Source organism: Halopseudomonas salina (assembly GCF_014637955.1).
Taxonomy (GTDB): Bacteria; Pseudomonadota; Gammaproteobacteria; order Pseudomonadales; family Pseudomonadaceae; genus Halopseudomonas; species Halopseudomonas salina.
Map to the genome: position 1 here is coordinate 132,692 of NZ_BMFF01000003.1, position 20,090 is coordinate 152,781.

Sequence of the window (20,090 nt, forward strand, 5' to 3'; positions counted from 1 at the left end):
GCCGCCCCATCACATCTGTTTATGCATCTTCATTCCAGCTGCGGGACATAGTTCCGCTCTCGAATCCGTGACTATATGGTCAGGCTTTGCCGTTACGCCGAAGAGCGTGGTGGCCCACTGCCTCAGCATCCGACCAGACAAGGATTAGCATGTTTGAACTCAGCCCCCGCGTTCAGGACCTCAAAGTACAGATCGAAAGCTTTATGGACGAGCACATCTACCCCAACGAAAAGCTGTTCTACGAGCAGGTAAAACAGAACAAGTGGGGCGCGCCGCCGGTTCTGGAGGAGCTCAAGGCCAAGGCAAAAAGCATGGGGCTGTGGAATCTGTTTCTGCCGCACAGCGAGCGTGGCGCAGGGCTAAACAACGAAGAATACGGCCATCTGTGCGAGATCATGGGGCGCTCCTCTATCGCCCCCGAGGTGTTCAACTGCAGCGCGCCAGACACCGGCAACATGGAGACCATCGAGCGTTACGGCAATGAAGAGCAAAAAGAGCAGTGGCTCAAGCCGTTGCTGGCTGGCGAGATCCGCTCCTGTTTCTCCATGACCGAGCCGGATGTTGCGTCCTCCGATGCGACCAACATCCAGTGCGAGATCCGCCGCGACGGTGACGAGTACGTGATCAACGGCACCAAGTGGTGGTCCTCCGGAGCCATGGCCGACAACTGCAAGATTGCCATAGTGATGGGCAAGACCGACGCCAGCGCGCCCAAGCACCTTCAGCAGAGCATGATTCTGGTCCCCCTGGACACCCCCGGAGTGACCATCGTGCGTGACCTGCATGTATTCGGTTACGACCACGCTCCCCATGGCCATGCCGAGATCAAATACGAGAATGTGCGCGTACCGGTCGCCAACATGCTGCTCGGCGAAGGCCGCGGCTTCGAGATAGCCCAGGGTCGCCTCGGGCCAGGCCGAATCCACCATTGCATGCGCAGCATTGGCGTGGCCGAGCGTGCGCTGGAAGCCATGTGCCGCCGCGCTGCCGAGCGTACCGCTTTTGGCAAGCCGCTGTACAAGCTGGGCAGCACGCCGGAAAACATCGCCAAGTCCCGCTGCGAAATCGACCAAGCTCGCCTGTTGACCATCATGGCTGCACGCAGCATGGACCAGTTCGGCAACAAGGTAGCGCGCCAGCAGATCGCGATGATCAAGGCCGTGGCCCCGACCATGCTGTGCAACGTGCTCGACCGCGCCATCCAGGTTCACGGCGCCGCCGGCGTATGCCAGGACACCTTCCTCGCATCAGCCTACGCCAAAGCCCGCACCCTGCGCCTGGCCGACGGCCCGGATGAAGTGCATCTGGGGACGATTGCGAAGCTGGAAATGAGTCGTTATTTGTAAATCAGCGCTACCACTGGAAATCAAAATGGTTTCCCGCGTGCGCGGGAGTGACGCCCCCCTCAAACGTCATCCTCGCGAACGCGGGGATCCATTGTCGGGTTCGGTTGGGCTGAAGTTTCGCGTGATTGGCGCGGTGTGGCCTGAAGGTCAAAATGGATTCCCGCCTTCGCGGGAATGACGGGGTGGACGGCGAACGCGGAGATCCACTCTGACTTTCGGCCAAAACACGCAGGTATCAGCGCAAATTAGCAACAGCACAAACAGAGAACAATATGAGCACATTATTCGATCTCACCGGCAAAGTTGCCGTAATCACCGGCTCCACCAAGGGCATCGGTAAGGCCATTGCCGAGGAATACGCCAAGGCTGGGGCCAAGGTAGTTATCTCCAGCCGCAAGGCGGAGGCTTGCGAGCAAGTTGCCAACGAACTCAAGGCCAAGGGCTTTGATGCTCTGCCCATCGCCTGCCACGTAGGCGACAAGGCGCAACTGCAGAACTTGGTCGACAAGACCATCGAGACATGGGGCAAGATCGACATTCTGGTCTGCAACGCAGCCACCAACCCGGTTTATGGCGCGACGGCCTCGGTCAGCGATGAGGCCTTTGACAAGATCATGGGCACCAACGTCAAAGGCACCTTCTGGCTTTGCAACATGGTGATCCCGCAGATGGTCAATCTGGGCGGCGGCGCTATCGTGCTGCTGTCGAGCATCGCAGGCCTTCGCGCCAGCGCCAATATTGGCGTCTATGGCATGTCCAAGGCAGCCGAGGCCGGCCTGGCTCGCAACCTGTCGCTGGAATGGGGCCCGCATAACATTCGCGTCAATTCCATCGCTCCTGGCCTGATTCGTACCGACTTCGCCCAGGCGCTGCTGGACGATCCGGACCGTCTCAAGCGGGTGGAAGAGAAGCTGCCCCTGCGCCGTGTTGGCGAACCGGTGGATATCGCGGGCGTGGCGCTGTTTCTGGCGTCGGCTGCCGGCGCTTATGTTACCGGCCAGACCATCGTGGCCGACGGTGGCGATACCATCACCTGATAGCCGTCGCGGACACTCGGATTGCTGCGTATTCAGCGCAGCAATACCCGGACCGCAGCGCAAGACAGCCACCCTCCATTTCGGCCAGAATACCGCTACTCTTGATCCACGATTCCAATAACAGGTTCCCTGCAGATGAGCGAAGCCATCCTGATTGACGTTTTACCCGCACACCAATTCGACCAAGATCGCCTCACCCAGTACCTCACCGGACGTTTGCCGGGCGCCGAAGCCGGCATGAGCATCAAACAGTTCCAGGGCGGCCAGTCCAATCCGACCTACCTGCTGGAGATCGGCGGCAAGCGCTATGTACTGCGCAAAAAGCCGCCGGGCAAGCTGCTGCCGTCGGCGCACATGGTCGAGCGCGAGTATCAGGTAATCAACGCCCTGGGTGCGACCGATGTGCCGGTGCCCAAGGCGCGGCTGTTGTGTGAAGACCCCGAGGTGATTGGTACCGCGTTCTACATCATGGATTACGTGGAAGGCCGGGTACACACCCAGCCCCTGCTGGAAGCAGTCGAGCAAAGCCAGCGCGAGCCGATCTACCACTCGATGATCGAGACCATGGCCAAGCTGCACAATGTCGACTGGAAAGCAGTGGGCCTGGAAAGCTATGGCAAGGCCGAAGGCTACATTCCCCGCCAGATCAAACGCTGGAGCGGCCAGTTTGAAGCCAGCCGCACCGGCGATATGCCGGCCATGGATCACCTCATGGCCTGGTTACCGGAAAACATGCCCACCGAAGACGAAACCACCATCGCCCATGGGGATTTCCGGGTCGGCAACCTGATCCTGCACCCCACAGAGCCGAAGGTCGTGTCGATTCTCGACTGGGAACTGGCCACCCTGGGCCACCCGCTGTCCGACCTGGCCTACTGCTGCCTGCCCTACCACTTGCCAGCCGGCATGAATGGCGTGAAGGGCATGCTCGGCGTGGACCTCAAGAGCATGGGTCTACCCGAGGAGAAACAGGTTCTGGACTGGTACTGCCAATACACCGGCCGCAGCGAGATTCCGAACTGGAACTTCTTCGTCGCGTTCTCACTATTCCGGTTGGCGGCGATTGTGCAGGGCGTTTACCACCGCGCGTTGCAGGGTAATGCCAGTAATGCCGATGCGCTGGAAGTCGGCAAGCGGGCCGGATTGTTAGCCGAGCGTGGTTGGGAGATTGCTCAGGGGAAATAAGCAGTTTCGTCTCCGACGTCCTTGGGGACTGGAAGCGGGACCCAAGGTCAAAATGGATTCCCGCGTGCGCGGGAATGACGGAGAACGCGGGAATGACGCCCCCCCACCGTCATCCTCGCGAAGGCGGGGATCCATTGTCGGGTTCAGAAACGCTGATGTTTCGCATGCCTGACTCGGTGTTGCTGGAAAGTCAGAATGGATTCCCGCCTTCGCGGGAATGACGGGGAACGAGGGAATGGCGGGGAACCCGGGAATGACGTGGAACGCGGGAATGGCGCCCCCCCCCCACCGTCATCCTCGCGAAGGCGGGGATCCATTTTGGATTCAACACATCGCGCGTCCTGACACCGTCATCCTCGCGAAGGCGGGGATCCATTGTTGGGTCAGGAACAACACACCATATTTCAGGAGAGAGCTAGATGTCCAAACCGATCAAACGGGTCCTGCTGACCAACGACGACGGGTGGCGCGGTCCGGGGCTGAAAATACTCGAGGATATAGCCGAGCAGATCGCCGAAGAGGTCTGGATCATTTCCCCTGACCTGGACCAGAGCGGTGTGTCCATGTCGATCACGCTGCATTCGCCCCTGCGCGTCCACCAGTTCGAGGAGCGCCGTTTCAGCATCAGCGGCACGCCCAGTGACTGCGTCTTGCTGGCTGTCGGCGAGCTCATGCCCGTGCCGCCAGACCTGGTGCTCTCGGGTGTCAATGCTGGCGCCAATATCAGCGACTCGGTGGCCTACTCCGGCACCATTGGCGGCGCATTGACTGCCACCCTGATGGGCATCCCCGCGATAGCCCTGTCCCAGGCCTACCACAAGGGCAACGAGATTCACTGGGAGACGGCCAGCCAGTTCGGCGCGGGCATTGTGCGTCAGCTGCTGGAAAAGGGCTGGCCGACCGATTGCGCGATGAACGTCAACTTTCCAGCCGCGCCTCCGGGCGAGGTAACCGGTGTGGCCACCTGCCGCGCCCGTGCCGGAAGCATCGGCGGGATCAATATCGAAAGCCGCCGCGACACCCGCGACATACCCTATTACTGGCTCGGATTTCAGCGCCAGACAGAACGCATCATCGGCATGGATACCGACGTAGGCGCCCTGCGCGCCGGCCGCATCAGCATCTCGCCCCTGCGCTTCGAGCGTGACATCGCTACCTGGCAGATCGACAACCGGGCGATGTCGGAGAAGCTCGGGATCAGCTATCAGAGTGATGATGAATTGGCGGGCGCGGGTGTTGATCCGAGCATAGATCATTAAAGCCAGCGGCAAGCTTCAAGCTTCAAGCTTCAAGCTTCAAGCGACGGAGTTTGCTCCTCTCCCGGTTTTCAACACGCCCAGCGCGGATCCTGATGATCTGCTCTGGTTTATGATTTCAACTTGCCGCTTGAAGCTTGCGGCTTGCAGCTGGAGGAATCCCCATGCAACGCTATGAAAACAAAATCGTTCTGATCACCGGTGCCGGCAGCGGCATTGGCCGCGCTACCGCCAAACGTCTGGCCAGTGAAGGCGCGCGCCTGATGCTGGTGGATCGCAATGAAGAAGGCCTGAATCAGACCCGCGAAGAGCTGCCCGCCGGCACCGAGGTGCTGATGCAGGCAATGGATGTGTCCGATGAAGCCGCGGTGGAAAAATGCGTCGCCGATACCATCGCCCACTATGGTCGGCTGGATGTGCTATGCAACAACGCGGGCATCGCCGGGGGCGACTACAGCACAGCGCCTGAACAGAGCCTGGAGACCTGGCAGAAGATCATCAGCGTCAACCTGTACGGCGTGATGTTGTTCACCAAATACGCCTCGCGCCAGATGATTGAACAGGGCCAGGGCGCAATCGTTAATACGGCCTCGGTAGCCGGGATTCGTTCCGGTGCGGGCGGCAACGCCTACAGCGCCTCAAAGGCCGGCGTCATCAACTTCACCATGACTTCCGCCTGCGACCTGGGCGGCTCCAACATCCGGGTCAACGCTGTGTGCCCAGGCCTGATTGAAACCGGCATGACCAAACCGGTATTCGACTATGCCCGCTCCAACAACAAGGAGCAGAAACTCGGCGCCCGCTGCGAACTCCGCCGCTACGGCCGCCCGGACGAGATTGCAGCGGCGATCGCCTTCCTGGGCAGCGACGATGCCAGCTATGTAACTGGCCAGGCGCTGGCGGTTGATGGAGGTAATACCGCGTCGCTGAACTTGCCGGGGATGAAAGTCTGAGGCCGTAGCCAAGGTCAAAATGGATTCCCGCGTGCGCTTTCCCCCTCGTCATCCTCGCGAACGCGGGGATCCATTGTCGGATTCAGGCTGGGCAAGGCGTTACGTTTCTGAGCTCGGTACCCGCTGAGAGACCGCTTGGTTTCCCGCTTTCGCGGGAATGACGAGGTGTGGGGCGGGAATGACGGGGTATTGGTCGTCATCCTCGCGAACGCGGGGATCCATTTTCGGGTTCCGGCTACTGAGGATTCGCTGTCTGGACTCAATGGGTGCCGGCGACACGATTTGATCGCCTTTGATTTCGATAACGCCAGTTCATCGCGTTACCATGGCGTTCTATTCAGCCACTCGCCACTACCTGATGCATTCGACTCCTGACCTCTTCGCCTCCGCCCCTGCCACCCGCGAACCCATCGCCGACGGCGCCTGGCTGTTGCGCGGGTTTGTGCTGGACCGGGCAGACCAACTGCTCGATACAATCCAGCGAGTCGCTGCCCAGGCGCCCTTCCGCCATCAGGTCACGCCCGGCGGCCACACCATGTCAGCGGCCATGAGCAGCTGTGGCACTTGGGGCTGGGTCACGGACCGGCATGGCTATCGATATAGCGCACGGGATCCACTGACGGACCAACCCTGGCCCGCGATGCCCGAGCTTCTGCAGCAGCTGGCGGTAAGTGCAGCCGCGGCTGGGGGTTATGAGGGGTTCGAGCCGGATGCCTGCCTGATCAACCGCTATGAAACCGGCGCGAAGATGGGCCTGCACCAGGACAAGGATGAGGACGACATGGATGCACCCATTGTGTCGGTGTCACTCGGTGCGCCTATCCGGTTCTTGTTTGGTGGCTTGGCGCGGACGGACAAGGCTGCTGGCTGGAAACTTGAGCATGGCGACGTGGTGGTCTGGGGTGGGGCTAGTCGTTTGTTCTTTCATGGGGTGGCGCCGCTAGGCAAGCGGGCTGAGCATCCGATGACCGGGGCTGTGCGGTACAACCTGACGTTTCGGAAGGTGCGGCTTTAGACGTGGTTGGCGAGAAGGTCAAAATGGTTTCCCGCGTGCGCGAGAATGACGAGGTTTCGTTAGAGCATGGAGTCTGGACCCAGCGCCGCGATCCCCCGCCCCCGTCATCCTCGCGGACGCGGGGATCCATTGTCTGTTTTGAAAAAGCGGGTTTTTGCCTTTTGTTTGCGGATCCGAGTGTCCGAGGCCCCAGGGTCAAAATGATTTCCCGCGTGCGCCGGAATGACGGGATATTGGTCGTCATCCTCGCGAACGCGGGGATCCATTTTTGGGTTTAAAAGAGCGGGTTTGTGCCTTTTGTTTGCGGGTCCGAGTGTCCGAGGCCCCAAGGTCAAAATGGCTTCCCGCGTGCGCCGGAATGACGGGGTGTGGGGCGGGAATGACGGCACAAGACACAAAAAACCCGGGCCTGCTGAAACAGACCCGGGTTTTCTTTCAGCTTTCAGCTTCTAGCTCACGACTGGCAGCTTGCCGCTTGCCGCTTACCGCTTACCGCTTGCCGCTTGCCGCTTGCCGCTTGAAGCTAGACCTTACAGCACCTCAAACAAACCAGCAGCACCCTGCCCACCACCAATACACATGGTGACGACAACAAACTTGGCGCCGCGGCGCTTGCCTTCGATCAGGGCGTGGCCGGTCAGGCGTGAGCCGGTCACGCCGTAGGGGTGGCCGATGGCGATGGAGCCGCCGTTGACGTTCAGCTTCTCCATGGGGATGCCCAGCTTGTCGCGGCAGTAAACCACCTGCGATGCGAAAGCTTCGTTCAGTTCCCACAGGTCGATGTCGTCCATGGTCAGGCCGTTGCGCTTGAGCAACTGCGGAATGGCATAGACCGGGCCGATGCCCATTTCGTCGGGCTCGCAACCGGCGACGCTGAAGCCGCGGAAGATGCCGATGGGCTCGACGTTCTGCTGCTCGGCTGCGGTGCTGTTCATCACAACACAGACAGAGGCGCCGTCGGAGAGCTGGCTGGCGTTGCCGGCGGTGACGAAGTGCTCTGGGCCGCGGACCGGCTGTAGGCCCTGAAGGGCTTCCAGCGTGGTGCTTGGGCGGTTGCACTCGTCCTTGACCAGGTTGACTTCCTGCTCGCTGACTTCACCGGTTTCCTTGTCCTTGACCAGCATCTTGACGGTGTAAGGCACGATTTCGTCGTCGAACTTGCCGCTTTCCTGACCGGCTGCGGTGCGCTGCTGGCTGATCAGAGAGTACTCGTCCTGGGACTCGCGGGTGACGTTGTAGCGGGCGGCTACGATGTCGGCGGTCTCGATCATGGACATGTACAGGTCGGGCTTGTTGTTCTTGATCCACTCGTTAGTGCCGTGGAACATGTTCAGCTTGTCGTTCTGGCACAGGCTGATGGACTCGACACCGCCGGCGACGATGGCCGGGATCTTCTCGCTGACGACGCGCTGGGCGGCGATGGCGATGGACTGCAGACCCGAGCTGCAGAAACGGTTGATCGACATGCCTGCGGTGGTCACGGGCAGACCGGCGCGGATGGCGGCCAGGCGGGCCATGTTCTTGCCCTGGGCGCCTTCGTGGAAGGTGGCGCCGAGAATGCAGTCTTCAACCAGCGAAGGGTCAATGCCAGCGCGCTTGACGGCGTGTTCGATGACGTAACCGGCCATGTCGACACTGTGGGTGTTGTTCAGCGCGCCGCGATAGGACTTGCCCAGCGCGGTACGGGCTGTGGATACGATAACTGCGTCAGTCATGTTGTAGCTCCTGTTTCAAAACCATCTGAAAAGCCTAACAACACATAACATAGATGGTCGAGGCTCTGGTTATTAGGCACATTCACACCGTGCTTGCTGGAAAACGGCAATTAAAAGAGATTATCAGGTTCGCACAGCGAAAGTCGATTCCGATTATGGCTATCATTGACGGGGATGCGCTTCTATCAGCATTGGCTATCAATGGGGCTGGCAAGCCTGTAAAAGCATCTTCTGACATTCATCACACATCCTTGGCGCGGCCATGACGCAACCATGACTCAATCGAACCAATCCCTCGTTCTTGCCGGTGCCGGCCATGCCCACCTGGTCGCTATTCGCCGCTGGATAAGTGACGGGTACCGCCCGCCAGCCGGCACCCTTCTGCTCAGCCCGACGCCCCAGGCCTGGTACTCGGGAATGATGCCGGGGCTAGTGGCAGCCCGTTTCGCTCCGGAGCAGTGCGCAATCGAGCTGGCGCCCCTGTGCCAGGCCTGCGGTATAGCACTGGTGATCGGCACGATAGCCGAGCTGGATGCAGACAGCCGGGTATTGCGCCTGGATGACGGGCGGGAGCTCGGCTACACGCATCTGTCCCTGAACGTGGGCTCGGTCCCGCCCCAACCCGAACACACGGACGGATCCGTACTCATGGTGCCGGCCAAACCCTTCGCGGCGTTTAACCGACACTGGCAGGCCTGGCGCGAGCGCTCTGACACGCTGCGCCTGGCAGTGCTGGGCGGCGGCCCTGCGGCCTTCGAGCTGGCAGTCGCACTGCGCCGCAGCCTGCCCATGGCCGAGTTGACCTTGATCTGCGGCGGCCGGCTGCTGGAAGGCCAAGCCGCCGGCGTCGGGAAACGCGCACGGCAATTGCTGAACAAACGGGGAATCATGTTGCTGCAGGACACGCGCATTGATCGCATCTGCGATGGCTTTCTGATGAGCGGCAAACGGCAGGTAAAGACAGCAGACGCCCTGGTGGTGGCCACAGGGGCCGGCCCCCAGCCATGGCAAGCCCCTTCGGGCCTGGCATGCGACGACCGAGGCTTCGTGCAGGTAAGTGCCACGCTGCAAAGCCGCAGCCATGCGAACGTGCTGGCCAGCGGCGATTGCGCCAGCCTGCCTGGCGCGCCCCATTCAGGTGTATATGCGGTGCGCCAGGGGGCGACCTTGGTGGATAACATTCCGGCGCTGGTGCAAGACCGCCCGCTGGAAGATTACCAGCCACAGCCCCGCGCTCTGGTACTCATGGCCACGGCCGATGGTGGCGCCCTGCTGAGCTATGGACGCTGGAGCGGCAGCGGTCGTTTGCTCGGGGCCTGGAAGGATCATCTGGACCTGGGCTTTATGCGGCGTCATCGTTTGTAGCGACTGGCGAGGAATCCTTCTTCCTGTTGAATCTTTCCTGTTGCGGGGACTCGAACGACTACGGTTCACCTATCCGTATTCATTCATACAGGAAGATGGAGACAGACCATGGTTGCAGCACACGATCTATGCCAGGACCTGGGCATAACTCAGGACGAACTCAGTCAGCACCGCAAGAACGATTCCACGCTGGACAAGCTGGTCGCCGACTACGACAACGTTGACAAGCGTACCGTCGATGCGGAGCAGACCAACGCCGCAATCATCAGTGACGAAGAGCTGCTGGCCCTCAAGGAAGAACGCCTGAAGATCAAGGACCAGATCACGCAGCGAGTGCAGAACTCTCGAGCCTGAGGGTGATCGGATCCGGGTGTGTCTCCCGGCGCAGCTCATCAAAAAGCGCCTGTGCCTGGGGATAGCCGCGGGTCAGCAGTGACAGCCACTGCTTGATTCGGCCCGGTGAGTGCCGATCCACCATACGCTCGCGGGTTTGCACAAAAAATTCCGCGAGCCACGGTTGCAGCGCTTCCCAGCTGAGGGGTTCGAGGGCCGCGCCGGCCTGAAAGCGGCGGATCTGCCGCGCCAGATCGGGTCTGACTATCAAGCCACGACCGATCATGACCGCCGTGCAGCCGCTGAGCTCACGGATGCGCTGGTAATCTTCCAGCGTCCAGACCTCGCCATTGGCTATCACCGGCACGGCAACCGCCTCGCGGATGCGGGCAATCCACTCCCAGTGGGCAGGCGGTTTGTAGCCCTCCATCTTGGTGCGTGCGTGCACGGCAATCTCTGCCGCGCCGGATTCGGCCAGGGCCTGGGCGCAGTCCAGGGTCAGGCTGGTGTCTTCGTAGCCCAGCCGCATCTTGGCGGTCACGGGGATGTGTGAAGGTGTCGCGGCGCGCACGGTGGCAACAATTCTGGCCAGCACCTCGGGCTCGCGCAGCAGGCTGGCTCCGCCGCCATGGCGATTGACTGTCTTGGCCGGGCAGCCGAAGTTCAGATCCACCGCGGGCGCGCCCCATTGGGCCAGTTGCGCGGCATTGACGCCTAGCCAGTGGGGGTCGGAGCCGAGCAACTGTGGATGGACCGGCACTCCAGCTGCGGTTTTCCAGCCACGGTGCATTTCCGGAATAAAACGTTCCACTGTCGCCAGATTGAGAGCAGTGTCGGTCACGCGGATAAATTCACTGACGCAGCGGTCTATGCCGCCAATGCGAGTCAGAATATCGCGCATGGGCGGGTCAACCAGCCCTTCCATGGGGGCCAGGATCACAGTGGCTGCGCTGGGAGTGTGTTGCGGTGTCATCCAGTCAGGCGCCATACACCATCAGCCTGTTGCGCCCCGCCTTCTTGGCCTCATAAAGCGCCTTGTCGGCATTGACCAGCAAGGTTTCGGCATCTACATCCATACCTGGTCGGTATTCGGCCAGGCCTATCGAGATGGTGACACTAAAGCTGGTGTCTTCGGAGGTAAACTGCAGGTCCTGAAAACGCTGGCGAAAGTCCTCGAGCACCACCTTTGCCGCCATCGCATCACAATTGGCCATGAGCACGGCAAATTCTTCACCGCCGTAACGGCCGAGAATGTCGGTAGCCCGCAAACGCTGGCGCAACAGGGTGGCAACGGATGCGATCACCTCATCACCTGTGGCATGCCCAAAACGGTCATTGACCTCTTTGAAGTGGTCAATATCCAGCATGGCGACGCAGAATGTGTCGCCCTTGCGTTTGGCAACGGCCCATTCACGATTGATTGAATCCTTGATGGTCGCGTGCTTGAGCAATCCGGTCAGGCTGTCCTTGGTCATCAGCTCGAGCAACTGACGGGATCGCACCACCCGGGACTTTACCGCCGTAATCAGATGAGCATCATCCACAGGCTTGGTCAGAAAGTCGTCGCCGCCCTGGTTGAGCGCCTTGAGCTGCTGGCGGGGGTCGTTTTCAGCCGACAGATAGACAATAGGCAGTCCCATCCACTGTTCATACTGACGGACTACCGCCGCGAGGTTCTGTCCACTGATGTCAGGCATCTGCAGATCCATCAGCACGATATCCGGATATTTCTGCTCCAGCACCTCAATGATACGTTCGGGCTCATGCAATATGTCGGACTCCATCCCTGCTCCACGCAAAAGCTCCTGGTAATAGCGTGCGAGCAACTCATCGTCGTCAACAATGAGCACCCGCTCGGCGGGCGCGTGCAGACGGGTCAATACCTGTTCCACCCGGGTGACCAGTTTAGGCACATCAAGCGGCTTGATAAAAAAGCCCTCTGCCCCCAGTGACGCAGCCTGCAAACGGGCGTTGAAATCGTCTCTGGCGCTGATGAATATCAGGCGCGATTGCGCCTTTTTCAGCAAGCCGCTGTATTGCAGGCGATCAACCGAGCGACCCTCTGCGCCAAGCAGCACATCCATCACAAGCACTTCGGGTTGTTCCAGAGCATAGGCTTCTGTCAGCTGGGCATAGGATGTAAACAGGCGCGCTGTAAAGTTGAACGCTTCCAGGTGTGCGAGCAGACTGGACCCCAGAAACTCGTCATCTTCCAGCAGCCAGACTTCAGCGGCCAGCCCCTCCCCTTTTGCCAGCTCCCCGGACAGTGCTGGCCGCGCGCCCGGCAACTGGTCGGGCGCGGCAAAGTGCTGCAGGTTATAGAGTTCGGTCTGCAGCAGGCGGGATTCGTTGCGGTACCAGTCAGGGTCAGCGTCTGCGGCCAGCAGGGTCTCCAGTCGTCGGTCTAGCAGTGCGGCCTGGGTGCTCAGGGCTGATAGCCCGAATGTCCCGGCGGAACCGGCGAGCTTGTGTAGCTGCTCAGCCAGGGATTCCAGTTTCTGGGTGTCATGTTTGTCGGCTACCAGAGCATCGGCAAGCCCTCGAATGTCGCTGAGGATATCTGGCAACTTGGCGCTGTACTGCCGCTGCAAGGCCAGTAACTGCTCATTAAAGCTCAAGAGTCACCTCGGGCAGCAGCGCTTTGCCACAGGCTTCTTACTTGCTGTGCCAGCGTCATTGGGTCGAAGGGTTTGGCAATGACCCCTACCGCACCCAGGCTCTTGAAGTGCTCTATTTCATGGGCCTGCACCTTTGCCGTCATAAAGGCGACTGGGACGTGTCGCAACTGTGGATGTTCTCGCAGTGCTTTCAACGTGGATGGCCCGTCCATGCCCGGCATCATGACATCCAGCAGAATCATCTGGGGATCAAAACGCTCAGCCTGGGCCAGGGCAAGATCACCCCGCTCACATAGCTCTACGGTCAATCCGCCGACAACTTCCAGGGCAAGGCGTGCAACAGCCCGGATATCCGGCTCGTCTTCCACATATAAAACTCGAACCAGCTCAGTCATATGGCTGCTCCCTATCTGAATGCAATTTGACCGTCAGTTGCTCTATTCGCCTGAGTAGATCCGGAATACTCAATGCCGATTTCAATACAGCCGCCTCGACCCGTAATCTGAGTGCCGGATCAATTCCTTCACCGGCTAATAGCATAATGCTACAGCCTGGCCAGCTTTGTCGCACCTCATCAATCAGCGCCACACCGTTGCCATCCGGTAGCTCCAGGTCGAGCAGGAGAAGGTCAAATTCCTGATTGGCAATCAAGAGTCTGGCCTGAGACATGCTAGTTGCCAACTGAAAGCTGAAACGCTCGTCAGCTGAGTGGCGAATCACCTGATGCAGATCATAGTCGTCTTCCACGTGCAAAACACGAATCCGGCGGCTGGTAACCAGGGGGCCTTTTTCTTGTTCAGGTTGAACTGTCGTCATGGGGTCAGCCGGCAACTCGACCCAGAACGTGGACCCCTCACCCTCTCTGGACTCAAAACCCAACTCGCCACCCATGTGTTCGACCAGCTCCCTGCTGATGGCAAGTCCCAGGCCAGTTCCTCCTTTTCTACGCTGGTCCGAAGAGTCCGCCTGGGCGAAACGTTGAAATATTCTGGATTTGAAGGCCTCGGCAATACCTTCTCCATGGTCGATGACCGAAATACGAACACGACCATCCTGCATGCTGGCACTGAGCTTTACGCTGCCGCCTCGGGGTGAAAACTTTACTGCGTTGGAGAGCAGGTTGCTCAGCACTTGCTGAAAACGCTGGGGGTCAACCTGGATCAATGCCTGGGGCACTGGCGCAGACGTATCGAACTTGACCTCCTGCTCGGGCGCATACTGACTGACGGATGCAACGGCCTGGATCAGTTGCTCCTCCAGGGCTACCTGCTGATAATCAAAATGCAGTTTACCCGCTGCAATTTTCTCGATATCCAGCAGATCGTTAATCAGATTTGTCAGCCGCTGACTGTTGTTATGAGCCAGATTTACCATTTCCTTTGCAGGCTCCGGCAACTCGCCCAGAACACCGGACCGGAGCATGCCCAGGGCGCCGGTTATTGAGGTCAGAGGCGTGCGCAGCTCATGGCTGACAGTGGATACAAACTCGGTTTTTACCTGCTCCAGCCGCTTGCGTTCGGAAATATCCTCTGCAATCCCCAGATAGCCTGCGATGCCGCCAACGGCATTGCGTATGACGGTTACCACCAGCAATACCGGAACGCGCTGACCGTTGCGCGTGATGTAGGTCCATTCACGGGGTTCCCGCTTACCCAGTTCGGCCTCATGCACGAAGACTCTGAAACCCTCGATGGCAACGCCGTGAGCCGACGACAGCTCATCAGCGACTTTCTTCACTTCGTCAGGATCATGCAGCAAAGCCGGTGTTTCCCGACCGACCATCTGCTGCGCGGAATAACCCAACAAACGCTGGGCGCCAGTATTGAACAAGGTGATCAAACCCTGACTGTCGGTGGCGACAATACTGAAATCTTCCGCGGCATCCAGCACTGAGGTCAGCAGTCCGTTAGTGTCCGCCAGCTCCTGTGTTCGTATCGCAACGCTTTCGGCCAACTTGCCGCGGGAATCCTCGAGTATCTTGACGCTGGAAGCTATTTCACTGCCCATGTGGTTGAGCGATGACGAGAGCTGATCAAACTCCTTCGCCACGTTGCCAGGAACCTTGGCGAAACGCCCTGTGCGCACACTCAGTTCGACATCCTCACTGGCTATGGCCAAGCGGACTACCGGCGCACTCAGAAACCGGCTGATCAGCCAGGCCAGGAAAATCGAACCCAGAAATATTCCGGCAAGCAACAGGAACTTGTTCAAGCGCTGGGCTTCTCTGATGGCTATCAGGGACTCGGCTGACTGCTCCACCACAATATAGCGCTCAGGGCTCTGACTCAGCGCTATTCGCAACCAGTAAACCCCCCTTTGCCAGCGGGCGACCGAATTGAAATCACCTGCTGGGAGCCAGATTTGCAGGTCGCTACGGGATGTTGAAACTTCCGTGGGAAAGCCCGGTGTGATGGAGCGGATTTGATGACCCTGAGTTACATACACCTGCTGATCATTCTGCACCGCAATATTTACCTGGGGGAACATGGCCTGCATACGGGACAGGTGATAATCCAGCCTGTCGCTCCCCGGCGGTTCGGCCTGCAGTCTGCCGTCAAGAACCCTGGCAATATTGCTCAGGCGCTCAAATACGGCGTCCTCCAGTGCGTCGCGCTGGGCGCGCGCATCGATGATGATTGGCGTGATCCCGGCCAGGAGAATGGCGGACAGCATGGAGTGAAAAATGATCCAGGACAGCGACAGAGAGGCAGACTGCCTGGTCCGATAGCTGATCAGCAAAACCACCAAACCTGCCAACAGGGCGTTGAAGATGCCATTCAGGGCCTGTTTGACGGCAATCAGCATCACCGCCGAGTCCGCCATTCCCCCGTAGGCGGAGTACACAAGAACTACAACGGGCAAGCCGATTACCAACCAGAACGCGAGGTCGGCAAGCACCAGATTGGTCAACCTACGCTTGTTGTACAGCCAGGCGACTACCAATCCCTCGAGAATGAAGGCGGGCATGGCCAGCGGTTGGCCCCAGAGAAACCAGGTATAGAGTGCACCGACAAGGGCGATAAAGCCCGCCGCCCAAAAACCCAGATAGACGGCGGCAAGCATCACGGCAATAGAGCCGAAGATCAGGTCGATGCCGAAGAATAACGGCAGGCTCAACCAGTTTCCTGCCAGGGAAAGCGCACACAAAGCTACAAACGCGACCCATTTGTTGTACGTCCGATCGCCTTTATCCATTAGTTTCAGAGTCCCTTAATCGTGAAAAGCGGAGCCAGAAACAGCTTCCACCTCCGGCAACAGGATCAAAACCGATCTGTCCTCCCATCTGTTCAGTCAACTCCTTGCTGATGGCCAGGCCCAAACCCGTACCGGCCTGACGACGGTTATCACTGCCATCAGCTTGGGCAAAACGCTGAAACAGGTGCGGATGAAAGCTTTCCGGAATACCCGAGCCCTGATCACTCACGGTCACTTTCAGGTCGCTAGTTGAAACATGCATCACGATTTCAACCTTTCCGCCCGTCGGAGAAAACTTGATGGCATTACTGAGCAGATTGGTAAGCACCTGCTGAAAACGGGAAGCATCAACGCGGATCCAGACGTCTGGGTCCAGGCGACAAACCAGCTCGATGCCCCGCTGGGCGGCCAACCCCTGCAGATCCTCGACACTGTCGCGGATCAGCTCGGCAGCGGCGCAGCGGGTCGGGTACAGGGTCATGCGCCCCGCCATGAGTTTTTCTATGTCGAGAAGGTCATTGACCAGCTGCATCAGGCGTTGATTATTGTTGAAGGCGATATCCAGCATCGGCTGCAAGGGCTGCGGAACAGCACCAAGGCTGCCAGACCGGACCAGCCCAAGGGCACCACTTATTGCGGTAAGAGGGGTACGCAACTCGTGGCTGACGGTGGAAATAAACTGATTTTTCAAGGTTTCATTGCGTAATCGTTCGGATACATCCTCGGCAATGCCCAGATAGCCTCTGATGTCACCTTCCTCACTTCTGATTGCGCTGACCACAACCTGTACTGGTAATACCTGCCCGTTTCGATGGGTGTAGTGCAACATCAGCACTTCTTCAATACCCTGTCGGGCGCGCAGGGTAAAGACTTCATCACCCTCCAGGGGCCGCCCGAGCTCTTGTTCCATAGCACGGACACGCTGGCGGATTTCCGTGGGCAACAGGAATATCGCCGGTTTGTGCTTGCCCACTACCTCAGAAGCCTGGTAGCCGAGCATCCGCTCGGCGCCCTTGTTGAACAGCATGATAGTGCCCTGAGGATCAGTCGCTATGATCGCGAATGACCGCGCAGCAGCCAGCACGGAATCCAGCAGATCATGACTTTGGCGTAGTTCAGCGGTGCGCGCCTTAACCTCTGAGTCAAGCTGCGCCAGCAGGTTGCGCTGCCACACCAGCCGCACCAGCAGTCCAAGCAATATGGCTAGAAACAGGGCAATCCCGACCTCCAGAACCCTGTACCACCCCATCAGGCTCTGCGAGCTGGCAGGTGCCTGAACAGCCATTTGCCACTGGGCGCCTGGCACCATGATGGTCAACAGTTCCAGGGGTTGCTGAAAGTATTTCTCTGCCCCAAAAAACACCTCGCCGGGCTCACCGTCTACATCTATGTAGCGCAACGCCAACACCGGTGCCAGATCACCCGCAACCTCGGACAGTTGATCAAAAAGGCTGTCCACATCAATGACGGTGCTGAGCAGGCCCCAATATGTGTCGTCAATAAAAATGGGGGATCGATAGATAAAACCGCGCCCACCCTGAACCAGATCAATCGGGCCACTGAGACGACCTTCGCGGGTCATCATGATTTGCTGGATAGCGGGCCACTGCCCGGGAATATCCGCATAATTCAACCCAATTGCAGCCTCGTTCCCCTTCAAGGGAAAAACCCAGGCGATACGATTGTCCGGTGCTATCCCGATATTGCGAAAATGCCGACCGCGTTCGAACACCAACGCCAGTATTTGCTGAATTTCCAGCGCATCGAGATCACCCCTGCGCGCCACAATATAGGATTCCACTCCGGTGGCGAGAAAGGCCGCACTATTGACCTCGTTCTCCAGCAGAACTCGAAGCCTGTTGGCCTCCGCCAATGTGGCCTTGAGGTCCTCACGGGCACTGGCGTCCTTGTATGTCTGCAATCCGTACTCGATCAAAACGAGGAAACCGACAAACAGGCCGGCAATGAATAGGCCGAATAGCCAAGCTCGACCGCTCGTCGGTTTCGCCGTCATTCGTCCACATTCCTGTCTGACAGATTGCGCGCCGGCAGATCAACAAAAAAACGGGCTCCCTTTCCCTTTTCGGATTCAAAGCTCACATTACCGTGCATGCTCTCTACCAGTTCCCGGGTGATAGCCAGACCCAACCCGGTACCACCTTGCTTGCGGGTATCAGATGAGTCCGCCTGAGCAAACTTCTGGAAGACGCGGTCGTGGAACTCGGAAGCGATACCCGATCCCTGATCGGAGACAGTGATTCTGATATGCGTATCGTGCCAGTCAGTACTAACGGAAACCTCTGATCCGCGGCGAGAAAACTTGATCGCATTGGACAGGAGGTTGGACATCACCTGCTGCAGCCTGGAGGCATCAGCGTTGACCTGCGCCTGGTCAACATGATTGATAAAATTCAATGTCACCTGATAGAGGCTGGCGTAGGGCTGATTCTCTTGTAGCGATGTCTGTATCAAGGGCGCGATTGCATGCCACTGCAGATCAAAAACCATCTTGCCGACCAACAGCTTTTCCATATCCAGCAGATCGTTGATAAGAAACAGGAGCCGTTGACTGTTGTTCTGTGCAACCTTGACCATGCCATCGGCATCTGCAGGAAGTGTACCCAGCGCACCCGATGTTACCAACGCCAGTGCGCCGCGAATCGCCGTAAGGGGTGTGCGCAATTCATGGCTGACCGTGGAAACAAACTCGTCCTTCATGCGCTGCATTCGTTTGCGTTCTGAAATGTCCTCGACAATTGACCAGATAAGTTTGCGACCGTTGGCATCGTTTACGACCATGCCATTGAGCAGGACCGGATAGCGGCTGCCATCCTTACGGATGTATTCCTTTTCGAAGGGCCCGTAACGCCCGGTTTCCTGCATACTGCGAAGCTGCTTCTCCTCCTGTGGAGCGTACTCCTGGGGTGTGATCTCCCAGTAACTCAGTTGGCAAAATTCTTCCCTTGTATAGCCGGTGGGCGCCAACAAAGCCGCGTTAATATCCAGAAAGTGACCGTTCTCATAGTCATTGAGCGCGATACCGTACGGAGAGAGCTCGAACAAACCACGCAGCCGCGCTTCATTCTCGCGGAGCGCCATCTGTGCGTTGACCTGAGCGCTGACGTCTGCGTGGGTGCCGGCCATCCACAGGGGTTGGCCGTCGGCGGAGCGGCTGATCAGTCGGCCCCGATCATGAACCCAAACCCAGTCACCGCCCTTGTGGCGCATGCGGCATTGCACATCGTAAAAATCGGTCTCACCACTGAAATGCGCATGCAGCGCCTGCTCGGATGCAGGCAAATCCTCCGGGTGCGCCAGACTCATCCAGGTGTCGATACTGATTGGCGCCAACTCATCGAGGGTATGACCTACGATGTTGGCCCAGCGCTCGTTGAATACCGTCTCACCGGTTTGTACGTTCCACTCCCAGGTCCCTATATTGGTACCCTCGATGACCGATGCCAGTCGTTCTTCCGCCACTTCCGCACGCGCCAGTTGCCGTTTCATGCGCGCCTGACGAATCTCGAGCTCTACCAGATCAGCCAGGTCGCGGAGCGTCTGCAGATCTTCCTTCGACAGGGTCCGGGGCTGTGAATGGATCAGACACAGCGTACCGATCTTGTGCGGCCCCTCCGCATTGTCAGGATCAGTTTGCAATGGCGCGCCGGCATAAAACCGGATTTGCGGGGCATCCAGTACCAGAGGATTATCAGAAAACCGATGGTCTTTGGTGGCGTCGGCCACCACAAAGATCTCGTTCTGCAGGATGGCATGTCCGCAGAAGGAGACGTCACGGCCAGTTTCAGCAGCATCCAGGCCCTGGCGGGACTTGAACCACTGAATGTCGTCACCCACCAGCGAGATGAGAGCGATATCCACCCCGAAAATGCGCTGCGCCAGACGGGTTATACGATCAAACCGGGGCTCAGCTGCAGAAAACAGCAATCCGCTGTCATTCAGTGCCTGCAGGCGCGAGGCTTCATTTTCCGGCTTTTCTGGTGGCTGCATTTATGCCTCATGGGCAAGATTTATTAGTGGCTTTCGAGCAGATTAAGCATAAAGAAGCCCTCTT

Annotated in this window: 15 protein-coding genes; 8 read left to right on the plus strand and 7 right to left on the minus strand. The window is 58.7% G+C overall.

Annotation, left to right across the window (positions count from 1 at the left end; all coding sequences use genetic code 11):
* Nucleotides 1-149: 149 nt before the first annotated feature.
* The 6 genes from IEV54_RS08010 to alkB all read left to right on the plus strand — a co-directional run bounded on the left by IEV54_RS08010 (nucleotide 150) and on the right by alkB (nucleotide 6,792).
* Nucleotides 150-1,346 (plus strand): acyl-CoA dehydrogenase family protein, encoded by a 1,197-nt coding sequence (locus tag IEV54_RS08010; protein ID WP_150278588.1) that lies wholly within the window; start codon nucleotides 150-152, stop codon nucleotides 1,344-1,346.
* A 272-nt stretch (nucleotides 1,347-1,618) separates the two neighbouring features.
* Nucleotides 1,619-2,383 carry an SDR family NAD(P)-dependent oxidoreductase gene (locus IEV54_RS08015; RefSeq protein ID WP_150278589.1) on the plus strand — a complete coding sequence of 255 codons (765 nt, stop codon included), beginning with the start codon at nucleotides 1,619-1,621 and terminating at the stop codon, nucleotides 2,381-2,383.
* Between the two features lie 135 nt (nucleotides 2,384-2,518).
* Entirely contained in the window at nucleotides 2,519-3,568 is a 1,050-nt protein-coding gene (locus tag IEV54_RS08020; RefSeq protein ID WP_150278590.1) for a phosphotransferase, read from the plus strand.
* 419 nt (nucleotides 3,569-3,987) lie between these two features.
* A complete protein-coding gene (gene surE, locus IEV54_RS08025; RefSeq protein WP_150278591.1) occupies nucleotides 3,988-4,827 on the plus strand; it encodes a 5'/3'-nucleotidase SurE in 840 nt (279 codons plus the stop codon).
* A gap of 161 nt (nucleotides 4,828-4,988) precedes the next feature.
* Nucleotides 4,989-5,777 (plus strand): SDR family NAD(P)-dependent oxidoreductase, encoded by a 789-nt coding sequence (locus IEV54_RS08030; protein ID WP_150278592.1) that lies wholly within the window; start codon nucleotides 4,989-4,991, stop codon nucleotides 5,775-5,777.
* 325 nt (nucleotides 5,778-6,102) lie between these two features.
* The gene (gene alkB / locus IEV54_RS08035; protein WP_373286432.1) at nucleotides 6,103-6,792 is read left to right on the plus strand and encodes a DNA oxidative demethylase AlkB; all 690 of its coding nucleotides are present in this window, start codon (nucleotides 6,103-6,105) and stop codon (nucleotides 6,790-6,792) included.
* A 530-nt stretch (nucleotides 6,793-7,322) separates the two neighbouring features.
* On the opposite strand, the gene IEV54_RS08040 is transcribed toward alkB, so the two are convergent.
* Complete coding sequence (locus IEV54_RS08040; RefSeq protein WP_150278593.1) at nucleotides 7,323-8,507, minus strand: acetyl-CoA C-acyltransferase; 1,185 nt, start codon at nucleotides 8,505-8,507, stop codon at nucleotides 7,323-7,325.
* Between the two features lie 273 nt (nucleotides 8,508-8,780).
* On the opposite strand from IEV54_RS08040, the gene IEV54_RS08045 reads away from it, so the two are divergent.
* Both IEV54_RS08045 and IEV54_RS08050 read left to right on the plus strand, forming a co-directional pair.
* Nucleotides 8,781-9,872, plus strand: coding sequence for an FAD-dependent oxidoreductase (locus tag IEV54_RS08045; protein WP_150278594.1), 1,092 nt, complete (start codon nucleotides 8,781-8,783; stop codon nucleotides 9,870-9,872).
* Nucleotides 9,873-9,980: 108 nt separating this feature from the next.
* On the plus strand, nucleotides 9,981-10,226 hold the full coding sequence (locus tag IEV54_RS08050) for an HP1242/YdcH family protein (RefSeq protein ID WP_150278595.1): 246 nt from the start codon (nucleotides 9,981-9,983) through the stop codon (nucleotides 10,224-10,226).
* On the opposite strand, the gene IEV54_RS08055 is transcribed toward IEV54_RS08050, so the two are convergent.
* From IEV54_RS08055 to IEV54_RS08080, 6 genes are all read right to left on the minus strand, one after another.
* Nucleotides 10,195-11,178, minus strand: coding sequence for a tRNA dihydrouridine synthase (locus tag IEV54_RS08055; RefSeq protein WP_150278596.1), 984 nt, complete (start codon nucleotides 11,176-11,178; stop codon nucleotides 10,195-10,197). The two genes, IEV54_RS08050 and IEV54_RS08055, sit on opposite strands and share 32 nt — an antisense overlap.
* A gap of 4 nt (nucleotides 11,179-11,182) precedes the next feature.
* Nucleotides 11,183-12,823, minus strand: coding sequence for a diguanylate cyclase (locus tag IEV54_RS08060; protein WP_150278597.1), 1,641 nt, complete (start codon nucleotides 12,821-12,823; stop codon nucleotides 11,183-11,185).
* Nucleotides 12,820-13,218, minus strand: coding sequence for a response regulator (locus IEV54_RS08065; RefSeq protein WP_150278598.1), 399 nt, complete (start codon nucleotides 13,216-13,218; stop codon nucleotides 12,820-12,822). Before IEV54_RS08065 ends, IEV54_RS08060 begins: the two co-directional genes overlap by 4 nt.
* The gene (locus IEV54_RS08070) at nucleotides 13,211-15,940 is read right to left on the minus strand and encodes an ATP-binding protein (RefSeq protein ID WP_188434380.1); all 2,730 of its coding nucleotides are present in this window, start codon (nucleotides 15,938-15,940) and stop codon (nucleotides 13,211-13,213) included. Before IEV54_RS08070 ends, IEV54_RS08065 begins: the two co-directional genes overlap by 8 nt.
* A gap of 70 nt (nucleotides 15,941-16,010) precedes the next feature.
* Entirely contained in the window at nucleotides 16,011-18,032 is a 2,022-nt protein-coding gene (locus IEV54_RS08075) for an ATP-binding protein (protein ID WP_150278600.1), read from the minus strand.
* Nucleotides 18,029-20,026, minus strand: a complete 1,998-nt coding sequence (locus IEV54_RS08080; RefSeq protein WP_150278601.1) for a PAS domain S-box protein — start codon at nucleotides 20,024-20,026, stop codon at nucleotides 18,029-18,031. The genes IEV54_RS08075 and IEV54_RS08080 overlap by 4 nt, the downstream gene beginning before the upstream one ends.
* Nucleotides 20,027-20,090: the final 64 nt, after the last annotated feature.